The organism is Zhongshania aquatica (assembly GCF_027257955.1).
In the GTDB taxonomy this organism is placed as follows: Bacteria; Pseudomonadota; Gammaproteobacteria; order Pseudomonadales; family Spongiibacteraceae; genus Spongiibacter; species Spongiibacter aquatica.
The window spans coordinates 1-18,689 of record NZ_JANZNQ010000038.1 but is presented as its reverse complement, the minus strand read 5'-3'; the positions used below and the strand labels follow the sequence as shown (position 1 = coordinate 18,689).

At 47.0% G+C, this 18,689-nt stretch carries 18 protein-coding genes; 14 read left to right on the top strand and 4 right to left on the bottom strand.

Annotation, left to right across the window (positions count from 1 at the left end):
• The first annotated feature begins 139 nt into the window (after positions 1 to 139).
• The 5 genes from O9X78_RS19180 (at position 140) to O9X78_RS19160 (ending at position 5,134) form a co-directional block, all read left to right on the top strand.
• A complete protein-coding gene (locus tag O9X78_RS19180; RefSeq protein WP_269621348.1) occupies positions 140 to 1,762 on the top strand; it encodes a TonB-dependent receptor in 1,623 nt (540 codons plus the stop codon).
• Between the two features lie 217 nt (positions 1,763 to 1,979).
• The gene (locus O9X78_RS19175; RefSeq protein WP_269621347.1) at positions 1,980 to 2,771 is read left to right on the top strand and encodes an SDR family NAD(P)-dependent oxidoreductase; all 792 of its coding nucleotides are present in this window, start codon (positions 1,980 to 1,982) and stop codon (positions 2,769 to 2,771) included.
• A 59-nt stretch (positions 2,772 to 2,830) separates the two neighbouring features.
• Positions 2,831 to 3,586: an SDR family NAD(P)-dependent oxidoreductase gene (locus O9X78_RS19170; protein ID WP_269621346.1), complete on the top strand. Its 756-nt coding sequence runs from the start codon at positions 2,831 to 2,833 to the stop codon at positions 3,584 to 3,586.
• A gap of 11 nt (positions 3,587 to 3,597) precedes the next feature.
• Entirely contained in the window at positions 3,598 to 4,344 is a 747-nt protein-coding gene (locus tag O9X78_RS19165) for an SDR family NAD(P)-dependent oxidoreductase (RefSeq protein WP_269621345.1), read from the top strand.
• Between the two features lie 10 nt (positions 4,345 to 4,354).
• Positions 4,355 to 5,134, top strand: a complete 780-nt coding sequence (locus O9X78_RS19160) for an SDR family oxidoreductase (RefSeq protein ID WP_269621344.1) — start codon at positions 4,355 to 4,357, stop codon at positions 5,132 to 5,134.
• A 54-nt stretch (positions 5,135 to 5,188) separates the two neighbouring features.
• Here the strand turns inward: O9X78_RS19160 and O9X78_RS19155 are convergent, their stop codons facing one another.
• Together O9X78_RS19155 and O9X78_RS19150 are read right to left on the bottom strand one after the other, a co-directional pair.
• Positions 5,189 to 5,650, bottom strand: coding sequence for a VOC family protein (locus O9X78_RS19155; RefSeq protein WP_269621343.1), 462 nt, complete (start codon positions 5,648 to 5,650; stop codon positions 5,189 to 5,191).
• Entirely contained in the window at positions 5,647 to 7,065 is a 1,419-nt protein-coding gene (locus O9X78_RS19150) for an aromatic ring-hydroxylating oxygenase subunit alpha (RefSeq protein WP_269621342.1), read from the bottom strand. Before O9X78_RS19150 ends, O9X78_RS19155 begins: the two co-directional genes overlap by 4 nt.
• Positions 7,066 to 7,242: 177 nt before the next feature.
• Here O9X78_RS19150 and O9X78_RS19145 point away from each other — a divergent pair, with 177 nt between their 5' ends.
• The 8 genes from O9X78_RS19145 (at position 7,243) to O9X78_RS19110 (ending at position 17,128) form a co-directional block, all read left to right on the top strand.
• Positions 7,243 to 9,456: a TonB-dependent receptor gene (locus tag O9X78_RS19145; protein WP_269621341.1), complete on the top strand. Its 2,214-nt coding sequence runs from the start codon at positions 7,243 to 7,245 to the stop codon at positions 9,454 to 9,456.
• A 131-nt stretch (positions 9,457 to 9,587) separates the two neighbouring features.
• Positions 9,588 to 10,592, top strand: coding sequence for an NADP-dependent oxidoreductase (locus O9X78_RS19140; protein WP_269621340.1), 1,005 nt, complete (start codon positions 9,588 to 9,590; stop codon positions 10,590 to 10,592).
• Positions 10,593 to 10,606: 14 nt separating this feature from the next.
• Entirely contained in the window at positions 10,607 to 12,235 is a 1,629-nt protein-coding gene (locus O9X78_RS19135) for an AMP-binding protein (protein ID WP_269621339.1), read from the top strand.
• A 31-nt stretch (positions 12,236 to 12,266) separates the two neighbouring features.
• Complete coding sequence (locus tag O9X78_RS19130; protein WP_269621338.1) at positions 12,267 to 13,094, top strand: ThuA domain-containing protein; 828 nt, start codon at positions 12,267 to 12,269, stop codon at positions 13,092 to 13,094.
• A 123-nt stretch (positions 13,095 to 13,217) separates the two neighbouring features.
• On the top strand, positions 13,218 to 14,405 hold the full coding sequence (locus O9X78_RS19125; protein WP_269621337.1) for an acyl-CoA dehydrogenase family protein: 1,188 nt from the start codon (positions 13,218 to 13,220) through the stop codon (positions 14,403 to 14,405).
• Between the two features lie 12 nt (positions 14,406 to 14,417).
• The gene (locus tag O9X78_RS19120) at positions 14,418 to 15,554 is read left to right on the top strand and encodes an acyl-CoA dehydrogenase family protein (RefSeq protein ID WP_269621336.1); all 1,137 of its coding nucleotides are present in this window, start codon (positions 14,418 to 14,420) and stop codon (positions 15,552 to 15,554) included.
• A gap of 19 nt (positions 15,555 to 15,573) precedes the next feature.
• Complete coding sequence (locus tag O9X78_RS19115; protein ID WP_269621335.1) at positions 15,574 to 16,335, top strand: SDR family NAD(P)-dependent oxidoreductase; 762 nt, start codon at positions 15,574 to 15,576, stop codon at positions 16,333 to 16,335.
• Between the two features lie 22 nt (positions 16,336 to 16,357).
• Positions 16,358 to 17,128, top strand: a complete 771-nt coding sequence (locus O9X78_RS19110; RefSeq protein ID WP_269621334.1) for an SDR family NAD(P)-dependent oxidoreductase — start codon at positions 16,358 to 16,360, stop codon at positions 17,126 to 17,128.
• On the opposite strand, the gene O9X78_RS19105 is transcribed toward O9X78_RS19110, so the two are convergent.
• The gene (locus tag O9X78_RS19105) at positions 17,125 to 17,373 is read right to left on the bottom strand and encodes a tyrosine-type recombinase/integrase (protein ID WP_269621332.1); all 249 of its coding nucleotides are present in this window, start codon (positions 17,371 to 17,373) and stop codon (positions 17,125 to 17,127) included. The genes O9X78_RS19110 and O9X78_RS19105 overlap by 4 nt on opposite strands.
• A gap of 112 nt (positions 17,374 to 17,485) precedes the next feature.
• Positions 17,486 to 17,779 (bottom strand): site-specific integrase, encoded by a 294-nt coding sequence (locus O9X78_RS19100; RefSeq protein ID WP_269621331.1) that lies wholly within the window; start codon positions 17,777 to 17,779, stop codon positions 17,486 to 17,488.
• Between the two features lie 330 nt (positions 17,780 to 18,109).
• On the opposite strand from O9X78_RS19100, the gene O9X78_RS19095 reads away from it, so the two are divergent.
• Positions 18,110 to 18,568, top strand: coding sequence for a hypothetical protein (locus tag O9X78_RS19095; protein WP_269621330.1), 459 nt, complete (start codon positions 18,110 to 18,112; stop codon positions 18,566 to 18,568).
• The last annotated feature ends 121 nt before the right edge of the window (positions 18,569 to 18,689 follow it).

Sequence of the window (18,689 nt, the reverse complement as noted above, 5' to 3'; positions counted from 1 at the left end):
CGCGTTTCCGAAGTCGATGCGCCTGTCGGCGTTTTTCTTCAAGAACTTCTAAGGATAATTTTCTTGCATCAATTTTTTCGTCCATTCGCGCATTATATCAGATACTTTTGATCGCCGGGTTAATAATGATGAGTTGGCAATGATTTTTACGGCATCGACGACTAAATCTGAGGTTGATAATTCATCATGGAATTACACTGCCTTTAACTGCCCGGGTGGTGTTGGTGGAATTAACCCCGATTTAAAGTGCGGTGATAATTTTGTTATTACACAGAATCGTATGCCATCCGTGTTGGCAAATAGCTTGCCTTACGCGCGTAGCAATGGCGATCTTTTTAATGAATACGAGTCATATTCGTTGACGGCAAATGTCGAGTATAGCTTTGAACGGTTTACTATTACGTCACTAACAAATTTTCAAGATAATCAAAATACCTTTGGATTATCTGGTGATTTTCAGTCTATTCCAACGGCAACGTTTGCTACCGAGAAAAACACCTGGGAAGCCTTTTCGGAAGAGCTTCGTCTAACATCAGAATTTGATGGCGCGCTTAATTTTATGTTGGGTATTTTATATCAGAAAACCGAACGTAAATTTGATCAGTACGTATCATTGAGCGGATTGATGGATAGTAGCGTATCAGACCCATCTCTGGTTTATGTTGGTAGTCAGAAGAAAAGCTTCACCGATGGGGAAACTATTTCACCGTTCTTTCAAGTTAACTATGAATTTACCGATCGCGTTGAGCTGAGTGTAGGTGCGCGTTATACCGAAGAAACTAAAGACTCTGAATTTGTTCACCCATACAATAATTCGGGTTTAGGTGGAATCTGGCGGACAAATGAAATAGCGCGGGGTGATCAAAGTTTCGAGGAATTGTCTCCAGAGGCGACGTTGAGCTGGCAGGTTCTTGATGATGCCCTAGCGTATATTTCTTATAAAACAGCCTATAAGTCTGGTGGTTTCTCTAACAGTGGCATTTACTCTGCCGACTTTATGGGCGGCTCAGAATCTGACTTTTTGTTTGAACCGGAAACGGCTGCTGGTTTTGAAGCGGGCTTAAAATCAACATTGCTTGATAACCAATTGCGCTTGAATTTGGCGGTGTACAATTTCGAATACGATGATCTGCAAGTTGACTTCTTTAACTCGCCAACCTTCGCATTTATTACGCTTAATGCAGGTACCGCGAAAACCAAAGGTATTGAAGTAGACGCAGAGTTTGCGCCAATGTCGGTTCCCGGTTTGTCGGTACGCGGATCTTTGGCATACAACAATGCCGAGTATGCTAACTTTATTGCACCCTGCTGGGCCGGCCAAACTGCAGCGCAAGGATGTACTAGTACAGTTCCAGGCACTAACGGCACACCTGGTCAGGATATTAGCGGTGAATCAACGGCTATGGCGCCAGAGTTATCCGCGTCCTTCGGCGTAAGTTATAGCAATTATTTGCAGAACGGTTGGGAATACGGCATAGCGATAGATGGTATTTACTCTGATGAGTACAACGCATCAGGTTTTGCTAACCCACATGCGATGAGAGATAGCTACACTACCTTGAACACCAGTATTTCTCTTGCAGGAGAGGGGCGTAAGTGGGAAGTTCAGCTCTTAGGTAAGAACTTGACCGACGAGCATATTGTCTCCGGTGTTGTCGATGGTCCTAGTACGCCAGCAGCAGGTGGTGAATATGCCGATCAAATGGGCTTCACATCCTTACCTAGAACCTTAGCTGTTCAACTAACTTATCGTTTTGACTAAAGCTAAATAAGTGTCAGCCTGCCTGCGTGAGCTAGGTGGGCTGTTTATTTTGTTGATTCTGAGGTTAGTCCGTAACGGATATAACGATGATTTATTAACGTCATTGATCATAAAAAAGATAAGAAAATCGGAAGCGATATTTGTATTTTGACAAGGTAAATTCTCGCTTTAAATGTCTATATTACTGAATGTGTAGAAAAATATTGGAGTTATTCTTATGGGAAAACTGCAGGGTAAAATCGCCTCTATCATAGGCGCCGCCGGTGTCGGGAATATGGGGCAAGTCATTGCTCGTCGTTTTGCCGAAGAGGGTGCAACAGTTATTGTCTCTGGGCGTAATGAAGAAAACCTGAAAGCCTTGGCTGAAGAAATCAATGGTGACTGGGTCTATTGTGATCTGTGTAACAAGTCGTCAATTGATGCGATGTTTAATACCATTGTCGAGCGTCATGGGCGTGTCGACATAGCCCTAAATTGCACTGGTTGGGGACTGCTTGTTCCTTTTACTGAAAATTCAGAGGAAGACTTAGATCGCATTATTGATTTGCAGTTTAAAGGCCCCTTTCTGTGGCTTCAAAAATTGCTTCATGTCATGGATGCAACAGGCGGTTCGATTATACAGATTTCGTCGGCAACAGCGACTATTATGCTAGATGACCACGCAGCCTATATGGGCACAAAGGCAGGGATAGATCATGTTGTGCGCTGCGTTGCGAATCAATATGGCGAAAAAGGCATACGAGCGAATAGTATCTCGCCGGGATTAACCGATACACCAATGACATCTGACGCGATGCAAAGCGGAGCCTTGGTAGAAACCTTTCGCAAGTGTTACCCACTAGGCCGTGTTGGCACCAGTGAAGACATAGCCGCAGCGGCTGTGTTCCTTGCGTCTGACGAGTGCTTTATGACCGGCCAAAATATGCAGGTAAATGGCGGTCTTACCTTGCGTCGAAACCCGCTGGGGACGGATATCTTTGATGCCATGGTCGCGGCGGGCGAAGTTTAAGGGGCTGATTTCTAGTCACAATAATTTATAAATAATGGTCCGAGAATGAAGGGGTTCTTATGAGATTAATTGATAAGGTTGTATTAATTACTGGCGCTGCAGGTGAGGTAGGTAAGGCTGCGGTTCAGCGATTTCTAAAAGAAGGCGCCAAGGTCATGATGGCAGACTGGGACGTAGATAGTTTGTCTGCGTTTTCTCAGACCTTGTCCGGCGAGTTTGCCTATATAAAAGCGGATGTAAGCTCCGAAGATGACAATCTTAAGATGGTTGAAGCGACTTTGCAGCGCTTTGGTCGCCTAGATGTTTTTGTCGCGAATGCCGGTATAGAAGGAAAAATTTCACCTATTCAAGGCTGTTCCTTTGAAGATTTTCAGCGCGTCATGTCAATTAATGTTAGCGGCGTATGGTTGGGCTTAAAAGCGGTTTTGTCGGCAATGAAAGAAGAGGGGGGTAGCATCATTATCACGTCCTCCGGAGCCGGTGTTCAGGGCAGCCCGAATATGATGCCTTACAATACCAGCAAGCACGCCGTCATTGGTTTAATGCGCTGTGCTGCCAAGGAATTTGCGCCGTTTAATATCCGCGTGAATACCGTTAATCCGGGGGCATTAGATACCAGAATGATGCGGTCAATAGAAGACGGTTATGCGCCCGGTAATAGCGGCATGTTTAAAGATCAAATCGAGAAGGTCACGCCATTGGGCCGCTACGGCAGACCGGATGAAATTAGTGGCATGATGTTGTTTTTGGCAAGTGAAGACTCTAGTTACTGTACTGGCGGCGTCTATATGGTTGACGGCGGTAATTCCTGCTAAGGAGATGAGTCATGTTCGATTTTAAAAATAAGATTGTATTTATTACTGGAGCGGGTGCAGGTTTAGGCTTGGGCTGTGCGATCGGATTTGCAAAGGCTGGGGCGAAAATTGCCGTTGCTGATTTGTCAGAGAAGGCCGTTGCTACTGCGATAGCAGAACTCACGGCCTTAGGTGCAGAAACCTTGGCGTTACATGGCGATGTGAGTAAGGCGTCAGATGTACAGTCAATGATCGACCAAACAGTAGCAACATGGGGCCGTGTCGATGTGGCGGTAAATAATGCCGGCATTTCTGCGCCGATTCGGCCCGTTGCTGAAACCCTTGAAGAGGACTACGACCGTGTCATGGGCGTCAATCTAAAGGGCGTATGGCTGTGTATGCGAGCTGAGTTGCAAGTGATGCTGAAACAGAATAGCGGTTGTATCGTGAATATGGCATCGGCCTTGTCTCAGCGTGTTTATCCTGGTGCATCGTTTTATGTAACAAGCAAATTCGCGGTAGCGGGGATGACGAGAACCGCGGCGGTTGAATATGCAAATACGCCTATTCGAATCAATGCGGTATGTCCTGGTAATGTTGCAACACCGCTGGTATTGAGCACCGTAGATGATCTTGATTCTCTTGCGTCTTTACATGCAATGAAGCGGCTTGGCACGCCCGAAGAAGTGGCAAATGCGGTGATGTTTCTTGCCTCAGATTTGTCGTCATTTAACACCGGAACTCTATTACCAGTAGACGGTGGCTGGACGGCGCAGTAGGGAGGTTTGAATGCGGTTTACAAATAAAACGGCCTTAGTAACAGGTGGTGCCGACGGAATTGGTGCGGGTATTGTGCTTCGTTTAGCCCAAGAGGGCGCGCGGGTTTATGTCGGTGATATTGATACCGTAAAGGGGGAAGCACTGGCAGCAAAAAGCGCGAACATCCATTTTGTACACCTTGATGTTTGCGATAATGAACAATGGCTGGCCACCATGGCAGAGATTGACGCTGCGTCGTCGGGTTTAGATATTCTCATTCAAAGTGCAGGTATCTCTCGTCCCGGTAGTATTGAGGATGTGGATATAGATGAGTGGCGCGACCATATGCGCGTGCACGGAGAGGGTGCGTTTCTAGGCTGTAAGTATGCTATTGCCAGTATGAAAAAGTCCGGCGGTGGTGCGATTGTGAATATCTCGTCCGTCGAAAGTATTCGGCCCGGCCCGTTATTTACTTGCTATGGTGCGGCCAAGGCCGCACAAGACGCGGTAACTAAAACGGTGGCCCTGCATTGTGGAGAGATGGGATACAATATTCGGTGTAACTCTGTTCATCCTGCGGCGACCTATACGCCACTGTTGCAACAGTATCTGCATAGCGCTGACGATCCAGAAGCATTGGAACGTATTTACGCGGGTATGCAGCCTCTGAATCGTATCGCAACGGTAGATGAAGTGGCTAATGCCTGTCTGTTTTTAGCATCCGATGAGTCTAGCTTTATGACCGGCCACCAAATGTATGTTGATGGCGGCGTGTTAGCGAAACCTTATCCTTCTGGGCAGGGGGCGTAGTAATTTTTCATGAAAATAACGCTGAGTGTTGTTGGTAATACTCAGCGTTTCGCATTAGCTAAAAAGTCGATCCGGCGCATCTTGATCAACAATTTCTTGTAGCTCAAACACATTGCCATCCGGGTCGCGGCCATAGGTTGCTTTTACTGCGCCGAAGTCTTGAGGTGGAGCATGAAACTCAATGCCCGCAGCCTTTAATCTGGCGTATTCTTTGTCTATTTCTGTCACGTCAAAGCACATATGAGTCAGTCCCGGCTTACTTACTGATCGCCGTATATGTTTGTCAGTGACTGTTGGTTCCGAGAATTCAAAGATTTCAATACACAGATTTTTTCCCCGCAGCATAACCTGTCTCGCCGCGCAGTCAGGTAGATCCAGTACGCTATTGATAAGCTCTGTACCTAGTTGCCATTTAGCGTCTGAAACCTGTTTGAACCCCATCAAGTCGCGGTAAAAACCAAGAATACGTTCGAGGTTCGGTGTAGAAATGGCGATGTGGTGGGCACCCTGAATCATGATTGTCTCCCGCTGAGGTATTTGTCTAATGTCATATGAAGTTGGCGAATTCTAACTTCCTGATAGTTTCCTAGGGTCTCGCCCTTCTTCAGCGATGATTTAAAACCCTTTTGCTGACTGAGTAGGTTGCCGGTGTCTTGGTCGTAGATCGTCGCCAAGCCCGGATCGAAGCCAGGTACCTCGTGAAATGACTGGCGCTCGTTTAGCTCAAATGGCTCTGCTGGGTCGGGAACCTTACCAGAGTCGGGTAGTGGTTGTAGGTAGAGTAGATCGAAGATTGTATTGTCAGGATTGTTGCCGTCAGGTCGAAAACGATAAACCATGGGGAACAGTAAAGACGGAAAAAAACAGGTGTTCGGAAATACTGAATACTCGATAGCGTCTATTGTTTCACTTACGCTTAAGTGCGAGAAATCACGGTCGTAGGCGTCACCGAGTACCGTTTGCATATGTTCTGCAAACACCCGTCGCGCCGTATCACCTGGTGTTACAACAAGGTTGTGTTGCTGTGATTGGGCGCCTTCCACAACAGATTCTGCAAAAAGTGCATCAAGTATTCCCTGCTGATCAGGTTGTGAATCGAGGTGGGGGCTTGGGTAACCCACTAAATGTACGAAACGCGATACATGGTCACCGTAAGTGTCATATTGGGTATTAGCGTCGCCCACCGTAGAAATACCTTGGGGGTGTGTTTCTAGCACGTGATATGACTCTAGAAATGCCTCTATGCAGGCCTTCCAGTTAGCGGGCAATCTCTTCCGCACATACATGGCGGTAAATTTATTTTTAAAATCCCAGTGCCGAAAATGCTCAGGAAGCACGTTTAAGTACTCTGATAGTGGCTGCGCGTCTTGATCGAAATTGATGAAAACAAAGCCATTCCAACATTCGAGTTTTAATTGCGGTAGGGAAAACTCCTCTTCATTTATATGTGGGAAATCCCACTGGCATGGAATGTCGGTAATTTTACCTTCCAAAGACCATGTGAAGCCATGAAATGGACAACGGAGCTCTTTGCTGCGGCCACAACTGTCTGAGGGCTTTAATTGCGTTCCTCTATGCAGGCAGGCGTTAGCATATGCTCTTATACCATCGTTTGCGGTGCGGACAATAAGTACGGACTTATCGATAATGTCATATACCGTGTAGTCGCCTACTTCGGGAATGTCTTCCTCTCGACAGGCCCATTGCCAGACCTTCATCCACATAGAATCCTGTTCTTGCTTAAAAAATGCCGGATCAGTGTAACGACTAAATGGAATATCTTTATCTCCTAAGAATGTATACGACTCCTCGGTTAGATGATCTTTGGCGTGATCCTTGTCGCTCTGAATAATGTCTCGGGTAGACGGGCCGGGACAACGAGCCTCGCCTGGATTAAGTAGCTTCGTTGAATTAGAGGTTGAAGTGGTCATAAGGGAAACTCCGCTAAAGCGCATTAATTTTTCTTATTGAGATAAATTCGTAAAAGGCTGTTTATTTTTGGCCTTTGTTGGGTATACTTACTCACTCTACAATAAAAAACAAGTATGATCGTTTTTTTATACGAAATTATAAATCTAATAATATTTATGCCTTTTGGAGTGAAAATTATGTCTTTCAGATTTAAGAAAAAATTCTTGGCAGTGTCTGTTCGTCAGCTTGTTTGCCATACCGCAGGTGCAAGCGTCTTACTGTGTGCAACTAGTGCCAGCGCCCAGAACGAAAATATTAGAAATACAATCGAAGAGGTTCTGGTCACGGCGCAGAAAAAGGAGGAAAGCCTTCAAGAATCGCCTGTCGCAGTGACTGCGCTAACGGGAAATAATTTAGAGCGCCAGTTTGCTTTAGACTTAAAAGATATAAGCGGCACCGTTCCTAGCTTAGTTGTAACGAGTGTTGTGAACTCGGGCATGACCGCTGCGATTAGTATTCGAGGTATTGGTGTTCAGGAGGCGGATGGTTTTATTGATCCTTCTGTGGGTGTTGTTGTAGACGGCGTTTATCAGGGAAGTAATACCACGGCCTTATTGGATTTATTCGATATTGAACAGCTGGAAATATTACGTGGGCCACAAGGTACCTTATTCGGTGCTAACACTATCGGTGGTGTTGTTAATGTCACTACAAAAAAGCCAGAGCCTGAGTTTGGCGGCACGGCAAAGATTAGTGCCGGGAATTACGGTCGTCGAGACGCCGCATTAGCAATTAACATACCTCTGGTAGACGATGTTCTACTGAGTAAAATCGCAGTGATGCAAAAGACGTTTGATGGCTTCTACACCGATGTTCAGAATGGTGCTGATCGAGGCGGACAAGATGTCCTTTCTGCGCGCGCCTACTTGTCATATATCGGCGCCGAAAACTTTGATGCCAATTTACAGTTTGAATACGGCCGGGGGCGCAATGGCTCGCCTGTTGTAATGAATTACGCCACCTCAGATATGGCGCTGTACGTACCCAATTACTCTAAATCATTATCTGATAAAGAGGATTATCGAACTGCTGTTCAGGTAAAAGATGCCTCTGATTACGATATTGGTGGCGTAACACTGACCATGAACTGGGACTTCGAAAACACGACTTTAACCTCTATTACCAACTATCGTGATTTTGAACTCGATGAGTGGACTGACCAGGATGGCTCTCCCGAGTCCTTATTCGACACTCATCGTGTAACGAATAACCGTCAGATGTCGCAGGAATTACGTGCCAATACAAATGTTACCGACCGCTTTGAGTTAACAACGGGATTCTATTACTTCTTCCAAAACTGGCAACTGGACTCCTTCTCAGATCTCACCGCGTTTGACGCGGCCTTGCCTGAATATGAGACGTTTATTTATCCAGAGCAAGATGACGAGTCATACTCCTTTTTTGCGCAGGGCTATTATGATTTAACCGGCAGCGTTCGCTTGCAGTTAGGGCTTCGCTACACCTACCAAGAAAAAGAACTCTATGTTTTGAATCAGACGGGATCGTCCGGCGCTATTGTTGCTGAGACACCAGCTGAGGGGAAAGATCACTGGGAAAATATAGGTTGGCGCTTAGGTTTTGACTGGCAGATAAATGACGATGCGATGCTATACGCGTATCAAGCACGCGGATTTAAGTCAGGTGGTTTCAATGCGCGTATCAGTTTCCTTGAAGATATTGGCCCCTACGATCCTGAGGTGGTTGATACGTGGGAAGTCGGTGCCAAGACCGATTGGCTGGAAGGAAAGCTCAGAGCCAATATGGCAGTTTTCTACAATGACTATAAAGACCTACAGGTTGACCAACTAAACTACGTTGGAGCTAATGTAGTGACCCGTGTAGAGAACGCGGCGGAAGCGGTTATACAGGGTATGGAACTTGAGTTAGTTGCTGTGCCTCTCCCTGGTCTTACGTTTAATACCACATTCAGTTACCTAGATGCCGAGTATCAAGATTTCTTTTTTGATGTCGATGCTGATCCATCTAACGGTCAGGAAGATGCCAGTGGTTTGTCGCTTAGAAACGCGCCTGAGGTACAGGCTTCTGTGGGTGCGGCGTACGACTTTAACGTCGGCGCAGGATATAGCACGATTAATTTAGTGGCGACGTATACAGATGAGCGCGACACCGATACCCGCAATCACCCAGTAGGACGTGTTGATGAGTTGGTTTTGTACAACGCAAGTGTGCGATGGACGGATAACTCCGAAACATGGTCGATAGCCCTTCAAGGAAAAAACCTAACAGATGAAAAATATATTGCATCGGGTTTTCACGCGCCCGGCGTCATGAATTTTGCGTCTTATGGTGCACGTCGAACCATTGCGGCAGAGGTGAGCTACAACTTTTAAGTGATATCGGTTTGCCCAGTCTTAAAGACCCAGAGCGTAGCGATTTCGCTAATAAATAGGTCTTGGAAACTCCACTTTGGGTGGTACATCCACCCCTTTTTTAGAGTTATCAACAAGCAGCAGGGTTTGATATGAAGAACACTCAGTGGATATTACGCAGCCGTCCTGAAGGAGAGGTAGAGGAAGAAAACTTTGCACTTCAGGAAAAGGATATACCTTCGATTTCTGAGGGCGAGTTTCTCGTTGAAGTTAAATACCTGTCTGTTGATCCGTCGCAAAGAGGTTGGTTGAACGACGTGCCTAGCTATGTGCCTCCGGTTGCTATAGGCGAGGTAATGCGCGCCACGGGTGTCGGTTACGTGGTCGAATCAAAACACCCTAGCTTTAGTGCGGGCGATGTTGTTGAAGGCGGTGTGGGCTGGCAAACATACGCTACCTGTAACGGTAGCGAGTTATTTCCAGTACGCAAAGTGACCTCGTCTTACCCCCTTTCCTATTCCCTGCATGTATTGGGTTTAACCGGTTTAACCGCCTTCTTCGGCATGCTCCGTGTTGCCCAAGTTAAGGCTGGCGATGTTGTTGTGGTGTCTGGGGCGGGCGGGGCTACTGGCTCAATTGCTGGGCAGTTGGCAAAGCTGCGTGGTGCTCGTGTTATCGGTATTGCCGGTGGCGCAGAAAAGTGTAAATGGCTGGTAGATGACTTGGGCTTTTCTGCGGCGATTGATTATAAAAACGAGTCAGTAGCGGATGGCTTGGCACGGCTTTGTAAAAATAGCATCGATGTTTTCTTTGACAATGTTGGCGGCCCGATTTTAGACGACGTTTTAGTTAATTTAAAAGTCGGTGGACGCATTACTTTGTGCGGCGGTATATCCAGTGGTTACGGCAAAGTAGATTTACCCCCTGGTCCCAAAAATTATATGCAGCTGGTTATTCGTCGTGCTGTTATGCAGGGCTTCTTGGTGCTCGATTACGCTGAGGAGTTTCCTGCTGCACTTGAGGAAATAGGTGCCTTGATTGATAACGGAAATCTTAAAGTTCAAGAGTCTTGTATGGAAGGAATTGCGTCATGTCCGTTGGCCTTGAAAGGATTATTCCGCGGTGAAAATATCGGTAAGCAGCTGGTAAAAGTGTAAGTTAGGTCAACATTATGGGTAAGCCAATGTCAGTAACGCAGCAAAAAAGTGTTCGGGATTTTAAGAGTTTCGCGGTTCGAGCCGAAGAAAAGGCAGCGGAATGTGGTGACGATATTGCCATTTTCTTAGAGCACGACGCGCCAATTCGCTATGGCTCAATATTCTCCGAAGCGATGGCGTTGGCAGCGGGCTTGCACCGGCTGGGTTTGGGAAAAGGCGATGTTCTTAGTTTTCAATTGCCGAATTGGCGGGAAACCGTAGCGATAGATATCGCTTGTTGCTGGTTGGGTGTAGTGCTGAATCCAATTGTGCCAATTTACCGCGCTAACGAAGTGCAGCATATCCTTGCTGATTGTGGCGCTAAAGCGATATTCATACCCGATAGTTATCGTAATTTTGATTACCAAGAAATGATTGCTGAAATGAAGCAGTCATTACCCCTTCTGGAACATGTCATTCTTGTTCGTGCTGCAGATGAAGACTCTGGCGATACTATTAGCTATACATCGCTCATTAACTTGGTAGAGGATGCTGCTGGGCAGGGCAGACTTGAACGAGTGGAAATCTTGCCGACTGATACCAAACTTATTATGTATACCTCAGGCACTACTGGTAGAGCTAAGGCGGTGTATCACAGTCATGACTCACTAGCGCATGCTATCTTCAATGGTGTAGACGGTTGGCATCTTGGTGAGGATGACATCATGTTGATGCCGTCACCGGTAACACATATCACTGGCTACGCCAATGGCATCGAGCTTCCATTTCTAAGCGACGCTAAGGCTGCCTTTATGGAGCGTTGGAACGTGGACGATGCGATGAGCTATATCACTCGTATTAATGCGACCTTCTGCGTTAGTGCTACTCCGTTTTTACAAGAGTTAGTGGAAAAATCAAAAAGTACCCAGCAGCGCCTTCCTAGCCTGCGCGGTTTTGCCTGTGGTGGCGCAGCGGTGCCTCCTAATTTAATTACGGCAACAAGAGATGTGTTAGAAAATTGCCGCGCTTTTCGTGTTTATGGCTGTACCGAAGCACCACTCATATCGGTGGGCTTTATCGGTGATGACGAGTTGAGTTTAGCCGCCAATACCGACGGTAGAATATACAACTGGGACGTTAAAATTATCGATGAGCAGGGCGGTGAGCTTGCTCTGGGTGGTGATGGCGAAATAATTGTGAAAGGCCCAGCAATGATGAAGGGCTACGGCGAGGCTGAGCAAACCGCAGAATCGGTAGATAGCGACGGCTACTTCCATACTGGAGATATCGGGCATATCACCCCCGAAGGGGCGATTGTAATAACTGACAGGAAAAAGGACATCATCATTCGCGGCGGTGAAAATTTGTCTGCCAGAGAAATAGAAGATGTGCTCTATAAGCATCCCTTGGTGTTAGAGGCTGCGGTGGTGTCTATGCCCCATGAGCGTCTGGGTGAGGGCGTGTGTGCGCTGTTGGTAACCCGCGATGGAAGCGAGCCAACGCTCTCAGACCTGATTCCATTTTTTCAGCAAATGAAGCTGGCAAAGCAGAAGTGGCCGGAGCGGGTAGAGTATCGCCTTGAAATGCCTAAAACTGCATCTGGGAAGATTAAGAAAGATGTCTTGCGAAAGGAAGTTGTTAGTCATCTGGCGAAAATTGCCTGATCGTTCCAATGAGTCGTAGGAGCTAAATCCCATGTCCAGAATAGATTATACGAGTGATTTGAAGTTGCTCATTTCTGTTAAAGGGCACCCCTATGACAGAAACGCTTTCGCAGAGCTATTCGAAAACATTGAAGATGTTAGTTACACAATAGTTGAGCAGCCTGCTAGCCAGGCCATGTTCTCGCCGATCCTTGCCAAGGATTACGACGTGCATGTGCTCTATGATATGCCGGGTCTGGATTTTACCACTCAGCCACCCAGCCTCATTGACCCGCCTGAGAAGTTTGTATCGGATTTTGAAGACTTACTTGAACTCGGACATGGTTTTTTGTTTTTGCATCACTCTATCGCCAGTTGGCCTACATGGCCGAAATACGCGGAGATTGTCGGCGGGCGTTTTCTCTATGTACCAAGCGAATTGCGTGGCCGCTCGTGTATGGACTCTGGTTACCGTCACGATGTGACGTATACCGCCAAGACTCACTCCTGGGGTGCGCTGGCAGACGGCGTGCCAGACACCTTCTCGATGACGGACGAACTCTATCTCTATGAGGTCTTTGAGCAAGATGTTATTCCGCTTCTTAGTGGTAATTACCCTCCCATCAGCGATAATTTTTATTCGGCTGCTCACGCAGGTCTAGGGCGTATGTTCTCAAATGCCGACTGGCCGCATCCGCAGGGCTCAAACTACTTAGCGTGGGCTAAGAGCTATAAAAATAGCCCTATAGTCTATATCCAAATCGGTGACGGGCCATCGGCCTATGAAAACCCGCAATTCCAGAAGATTCTTTCGAACGCGATAGCGTGGCTAGGCAGCGCAGAGTCACTTGCTTGGGCCAAAAAACGAAACCAATCATAAAAACTTAACATAGTAGATTGCATTACTGCGATGTAATGCCTACAATAAAAAACAACACAGATTGTTTTATTAGATCTTGATTGGTTTTAATGTAAATTCATGTTCGAACGTCGAGCAAAATATATGAATGATAATAATTTTAGAGCAGAGGTTCGGGCCTTTCTTCAAGAAGAGTTAACGCCCGAACTTAAACGCGCTGGTGAGCTTATGACCAGCGTGTTTGCCGATTTTGATGCAACGATGGCGTGGCATCGAAAATTGTACCAAAAAGGTTGGGTTGCGCCAGATTGGCCTGAAGCTTACGGCGGCACAGGCTGGACACTCAATCAACGCTATATATTCCAAGAAGAATGTAAGTTGTCTAACGCGCCAGCATTGTTGCCTATGGGCTTACAAATGCTGGGGCCTATGTTGATTCACTACGGCAGCGACGAGCAAAAAGCGCACTACTTGCCACGTTTGCTCTCCGGTGAAGACGTTTGGTGCCAAGGCTATTCTGAACCCGGTGCGGGGTCTGATCTTGCTTCTTTAAGCACCTCAGCAGTGCGTGATGGTGACGATTACCTTATAAACGGCTCAAAGATTTGGACTAGCTATGCCCAGCACTCCAATAAGATTTTTTGTCTAGTACGCACCTCCAAAGAGGGCGCACCGCAAGCAGGTATTAGCTTCATTCTGGTCGACATGGATACTGACGGCATTACCGTAGAGCCTATTGTGGGCCTAGATGGGCGTGTCGAGCAATGTCAGGTGTTTTTTGATGGGGTTCGTGTTCCCGTCGCTAATCTTGTTGGTGAAGAAAACCAAGGTTGGGAGGTCGCGAAATACCTCTTAGAGTTTGAGCGTGGTGGACATAACTTCACAATCGACCATAAAAAACAGATGGCCAAAATTCGCAAACAAGCGTCCGAAGAATACGACGCCGATGGATGTTTGTGGCGTGATAACTCGGTATTCAATGCTCGCTTTGCCGAAGTGGCGGTCGATGCCTTGGCGCTGGAGTACACCGAGCTAAGAATTAAAGGGGCATTAAATGCCGGGGGTAATCCCGGCGCGCTGTCTTCGCTCTGCAAAATCGTCGGCACTGAAACTGGCCAACGCTTTAATGAAATCAGTATGGACATCTTGGGGCCGCAGGCACTGCCATTCCAGATCGCAGCATTAGAGCCGGACTTTGAAGGCGAACTCATCGTCGCAGATTACGCTCTGACCTGCATGCCAGAGTACATAAATAATCGTGCAGCGACCATTTACGGTGGCTCGGCTGAAATTCAGCGAGACATTATTGCTAAGCGCGTGCTGGGACTCTGAGGAATTTATTGAATGTATATCGAATTTTCAGAAGAACAGCGGATGCTCAAAGAGAGCGCTGAAAAATATTTGAACGAAAACTACGAGTTTGAAGCGCGTCAGAAAATCGTCAAGTCAGACAGTAACTACTGCAGCACCCAGTGGCAAACCTTTGCAGATTTAGGTTGGCTGGCAATGACCTTTGCTGAAGAGGTGGGTGGCTTTGGTGGCGGGGCTTTAGAAACCATGCTGTTAAGCGAACAGCTTGGTGTCAACCTAGTAGTTGAGCCGTATTTTGAAACGGTGGTGTTCGGCGGTCAGCTTATCTCTGCGGGTGCCAGTGACGAGATTAAATCACGTTACCTAGACGCTCTGATAAGTGGGCATTGCCAAGTTGCTTTTGCCTGGTCTGAGACCAAACATCACCATGCGATGAGCGACGTCGCGATGGCGGCTTCTGTCTCTGGCGATAGCATTCTCTTAAATGGCAGTAAGACTGTTGTGCTAAATGGCGCTGCCGCAGATGTTGTGCTGGTTTTGCTACGAACTGCGGGTGAACGAGGTCAGTCCGACGGATTGAGCTTGGTACTGGTAGACGCTGACGCGGAAGGCTGTGTTCGCCGCAGTTACAAAACCTACGATGGTCGTAATGCCGCCGAATTCAGTTTTTCAAACGTCAATGTACCCCTCGCCAATGTATTGGGTGAACAGGGTAGCGCAATGGAATTACTTGCGCCGGTAGTGAATCGCGGCATCTTGTCGCTCTGCGCTGAGGCCGTCGGTGCCATGTCGGCATTGGTGGATGCCACTGTAGATTACACCAAGCAACGCAAGCAGTTTGGTCGCTCTATTTCCCGGTTTCAGGTGCTTAGGCACCGAATGGCTGACATGTTCATCGACTTGGAGCTCTGCCGGTCGCTCATGTTAGCCACCGCGTGGAAGCTCGACCATAGCGATGCAGATGCGGAACTTACTTTAGCCGCCTTAAAAGCCAAGGTTGCCAGCGCGGGTAAGTTCATTGCCCATAACGCAATTCAGTTACATGGCGGTATTGGCACCACCGATGAGTTAAAAATTGGTCATTACTTTAAACGTATTGCAGCAATAAATAGTCAGTTCGGAAGTCGCGATTTTCATCTGGCTCGTTTCGCCCAACTATCTCAAAAATAAGTATCAGAAGGAGTACGTCATGGATCTTAAATTAAAAGATAAAGTTATTTTGATAACCGGTGCGTCTAAGGGCATTGGCTTGGCTGTGGGTAAATATCTTGCCTCTGAAGGCGCGAATATCAGTATTTGTGCCAGAAATGCCGACGAAGTAGCCGCCGCGGTCAAAGAGATTAAATCTTTGGGCGTGAAGGCCTACGGATCTGTCGTCGATGTGAAAGATACAGATTCACTTACTGCCTGGGTCGAAAATTCGGCAAAGGAACTTGGCGGTGTTGATGGTTTTGTATCGAACGTAAGCGCGGGCGGGGCTGATGCGGAAGAGTCGGGTTGGAGAATGAATTTCGAAACCGATGTGCTCTCAGTGTGGAAAACTGTACAAGCAGTGTTACCGCATTTAGAGAATTCTGCGTCGCCATCAATTGTTAATATTTCGTCTACCGCCGCCTTAGAGGCGTTCGCCGGAGCCGTACCTTTTGGCACGTTTAAAGCAGGCATGCTTAATTATTTTGGCAATCTAGCAAATGTACATGCTGCGCAAGGCATCCGTGTTAACAGCGTAAGCCCTGGCCCTGTGTTTATAAAAGACGGTGCGTGGGATCAGATTAAAGCCAGTATGCCAGAGATATATGATGCAACTGTTTCTGCTATCCCGATGGGTCGTATGGCCGCGGTAGAAGAGGTCTGTGTTCATGTGGCGCTGTTATTAAGCCCAATATCCAGCTTCACCACAGGCGCGAACATTGTTGTAGACGGTGGATTCACTAAGCGCATTCAATATTAATGTGCCGGCTTAAGGCGTTATTATGAAAAAAAATATTTTAGATTTAACAGGTAAAGTCGCACTGGTAAGCGGTGCGTCTAGTGGTCTTGGTGAACATTTCGCAGAAGTGCTTGCCGCCTACGGCGCGGTTGTTATCTGCACGGCCCGTCGTGTGGATCGACTGGAAAATCTTGCCGCTAAGATACAAGCCAACGGCGGTAAGGCCTACGCCGTCGAAATGGACGTCACCGATAGAGCTTCAGTCAAGCGTGCACTAGATAAGGCTGAAGAGCTGGCAGGTGTCCCTGCTGTTGTTGTCTGTAACGCAGGTGCAACAGGTGGTCAACCCTTCCTAGAAATGGAAGAGGCCGTTTGGGATCACGTACTAGACGTGAACGTAAAGGGTGTTTTCAACTTGGGGCAAGAAGCCGCTCAGCGTATGGTTGCGGCCGGAATAGCGGGGAGTATAGTTAATATTTCCTCTATCTGCGGTACTAGGACCTTCCCTGGTTTAGCGCATTATTCCTCGTCCAAAGCCGCGGTAGATCATTTAACGCGGAGCATGGCCCAAGAGCTGGCGCCACACAATGTGCGTGTTAACGCCATCGCTCCGGGCTATTTTTTAACAGATCTTACTGCAGATTATTACGCTACTGAAGCAGGTCAGAAAGACGTAGCTGGTTTGCCTTTAAGCCGTTTAGGAAAGCTGGAGGAACTAGATGGTCAGCTACTGCTGCTATCAAGCGATGCTGCTAGCTTCATGAGTGGCGGCGTATATACCGTAGACTCCGGTCACTCAATCCGCCTAGGTTAATCTCTTTCGAACATCTCTCTTTTGGCGGCCGCATGGTCGCCTTTTTTACGGGCATTTTTTGAGTATATTTGCAGAGGGTATTCCAGTTGGCGAACATGTCTTCCTAGCGCTGTCGGGTGCAAATGATGCCGTCTAAAAATACCTGAGCGCACGATAATGTTGTTGCTACTAAAATCGATATCTTTGATGCGAAGCGCCCATAACTCAGCACTTCGTAAACCACTTCCATAAAGTAACGCGACCATTAATCTTTGGGGGCACGAAGCTGAACTAGAATTGATTCTATTTCGCTACGGCTATAGACCACCGGCAATCGCCTTGAAGCGCGTGCTTGCGTATATGCCAAGTCCTCTAAGGCTAATCCGAAAATCGCCTGTATAGATATGTCAGTGCATTCAGTGCATTCAGTGCAACTTTCTGCGTCGCCACTGCGCAATGGCGATTTATTGCCAAATGATTTAAAAACGCTTCGATATGCCGTGCACCAAGGTCTTTGGGGTGCTGTTTGTTGTGAAAATAAATGAAGTGCTTGACCCAATAAACATAGGTTTGCTCGGTGCGGTAAGACAGCCCTACGCTCCGAATATGGTGCCGTAATTGGTCAATAAAACGCGCTGGGCGTACTGGTATGTGGTGCCTGACGTCATCCATAACAAAGCGCTGGAGGACTGGTCATATACGCGGTGATTAAAAATATCAAAGCTGTCAAACTCGTATTCAGCAGCATTGCGCTCACTAATCCCGATATGATTCACTTAAGTAATTGATTTTTATTTAGAAGTGATTATGATCAGTGCCAAGGGATTCCACATCAAATGCAGGATGCACGCACATGAAAAAGCCATCTCAAGCTTACTATCGCCCTGATTTAAATAGAATTATCCTGCTTAATCATCTCAAGGCTTAGGCTCGCTATGTACACGAGTTATAAAGCGCAACGCATTAGAATTTACTGTTAAGTTTCATCAATAGGATCGTGCTTTGAGCGGAAAAGAATACATAACGATTTGGGGGATTCTTGTAGGAGCCATCCTGCCATTACTTGGTTATTTGGTTTTTCATTGGCTGGCAACCGCGAGAGAAGGATCGTCGAGAAAGGCAAAAGCATCCAATGACTACCGTGAAAGTATTATTCGTGCTGTATCAGTACTTCCAGAAGTAAATACTCATTGGGGTAATGAAGTGACCTCTAGCTTTCCTTCGATTCTTCAGGAAATTAATACTGCCTCCGAAATATATAAGTATTTCCTTAACCCAAAAGAAAGGGTCAAATTCAAGCGCACGCTCAAGCAACTTGAAAATTTACTAAAAACACATTTGCCAAGTTCTCTATCGGCTCCAAATATAATGTATCCCGGCGAGCAGAGAACTGCCGAGCAGGCAAAGACGGAGCTAAACGGAAAAATTGAGGAACTAAAATCCTATGCAAGCAAAACTTAATCGGGTAGCCAAGGGTCTCTAACCCTCAGCCCCCACAACACCCTGCATGCGGATCCGCACAGGGCGTTTCACTGAGAATGGTGAAGCTTAATCCAACCATCGCGCAATTCGTACAGCCCCT

Bases quoted from the DNA above. Each gene is read 5' to 3' on its own strand.
- O9X78_RS19175 (WP_269621347.1), top strand. From the start codon at position 1,980: ATGGGAAAACTGCAGGGTAAAATCGCCTCTATCATAGGCGCCGCCGGT.
- O9X78_RS19180 (WP_269621348.1), top strand. From the start codon at position 140: ATGATTTTTACGGCATCGACGACTAAATCTGAGGTTGATAATTCATCA.
- O9X78_RS19145 (WP_269621341.1), top strand. From the start codon at position 7,243: ATGTCTTTCAGATTTAAGAAAAAATTCTTGGCAGTGTCTGTTCGTCAG.
- O9X78_RS19110 (WP_269621334.1), top strand. From the start codon at position 16,358: ATGAAAAAAAATATTTTAGATTTAACAGGTAAAGTCGCACTGGTAAGC.
- O9X78_RS19165 (WP_269621345.1), top strand. From the start codon at position 3,598: ATGTTCGATTTTAAAAATAAGATTGTATTTATTACTGGAGCGGGTGCA.
- O9X78_RS19105 (WP_269621332.1), bottom strand. From the start codon at position 17,373: ATGGTCGCGTTACTTTATGGAAGTGGTTTACGAAGTGCTGAGTTATGG.
- O9X78_RS19130 (WP_269621338.1), top strand. From the start codon at position 12,267: ATGTCCAGAATAGATTATACGAGTGATTTGAAGTTGCTCATTTCTGTT.
- O9X78_RS19160 (WP_269621344.1), top strand. From the start codon at position 4,355: ATGCGGTTTACAAATAAAACGGCCTTAGTAACAGGTGGTGCCGACGGA.
- O9X78_RS19135 (WP_269621339.1), top strand. From the start codon at position 10,607: ATGGGTAAGCCAATGTCAGTAACGCAGCAAAAAAGTGTTCGGGATTTT.
- O9X78_RS19150 (WP_269621342.1), bottom strand. From the start codon at position 7,065: ATGACCACTTCAACCTCTAATTCAACGAAGCTACTTAATCCAGGCGAG.
- O9X78_RS19170 (WP_269621346.1), top strand. From the start codon at position 2,831: ATGAGATTAATTGATAAGGTTGTATTAATTACTGGCGCTGCAGGTGAG.
- O9X78_RS19120 (WP_269621336.1), top strand. From the start codon at position 14,418: ATGTATATCGAATTTTCAGAAGAACAGCGGATGCTCAAAGAGAGCGCT.
- O9X78_RS19140 (WP_269621340.1), top strand. From the start codon at position 9,588: ATGAAGAACACTCAGTGGATATTACGCAGCCGTCCTGAAGGAGAGGTA.
- O9X78_RS19155 (WP_269621343.1), bottom strand. From the start codon at position 5,650: ATGATTCAGGGTGCCCACCACATCGCCATTTCTACACCGAACCTCGAA.
- O9X78_RS19125 (WP_269621337.1), top strand. From the start codon at position 13,218: ATGAATGATAATAATTTTAGAGCAGAGGTTCGGGCCTTTCTTCAAGAA.
- O9X78_RS19115 (WP_269621335.1), top strand. From the start codon at position 15,574: ATGGATCTTAAATTAAAAGATAAAGTTATTTTGATAACCGGTGCGTCT.
- O9X78_RS19100 (WP_269621331.1), bottom strand. From the start codon at position 17,779: ATGGATGACGTCAGGCACCACATACCAGTACGCCCAGCGCGTTTTATT.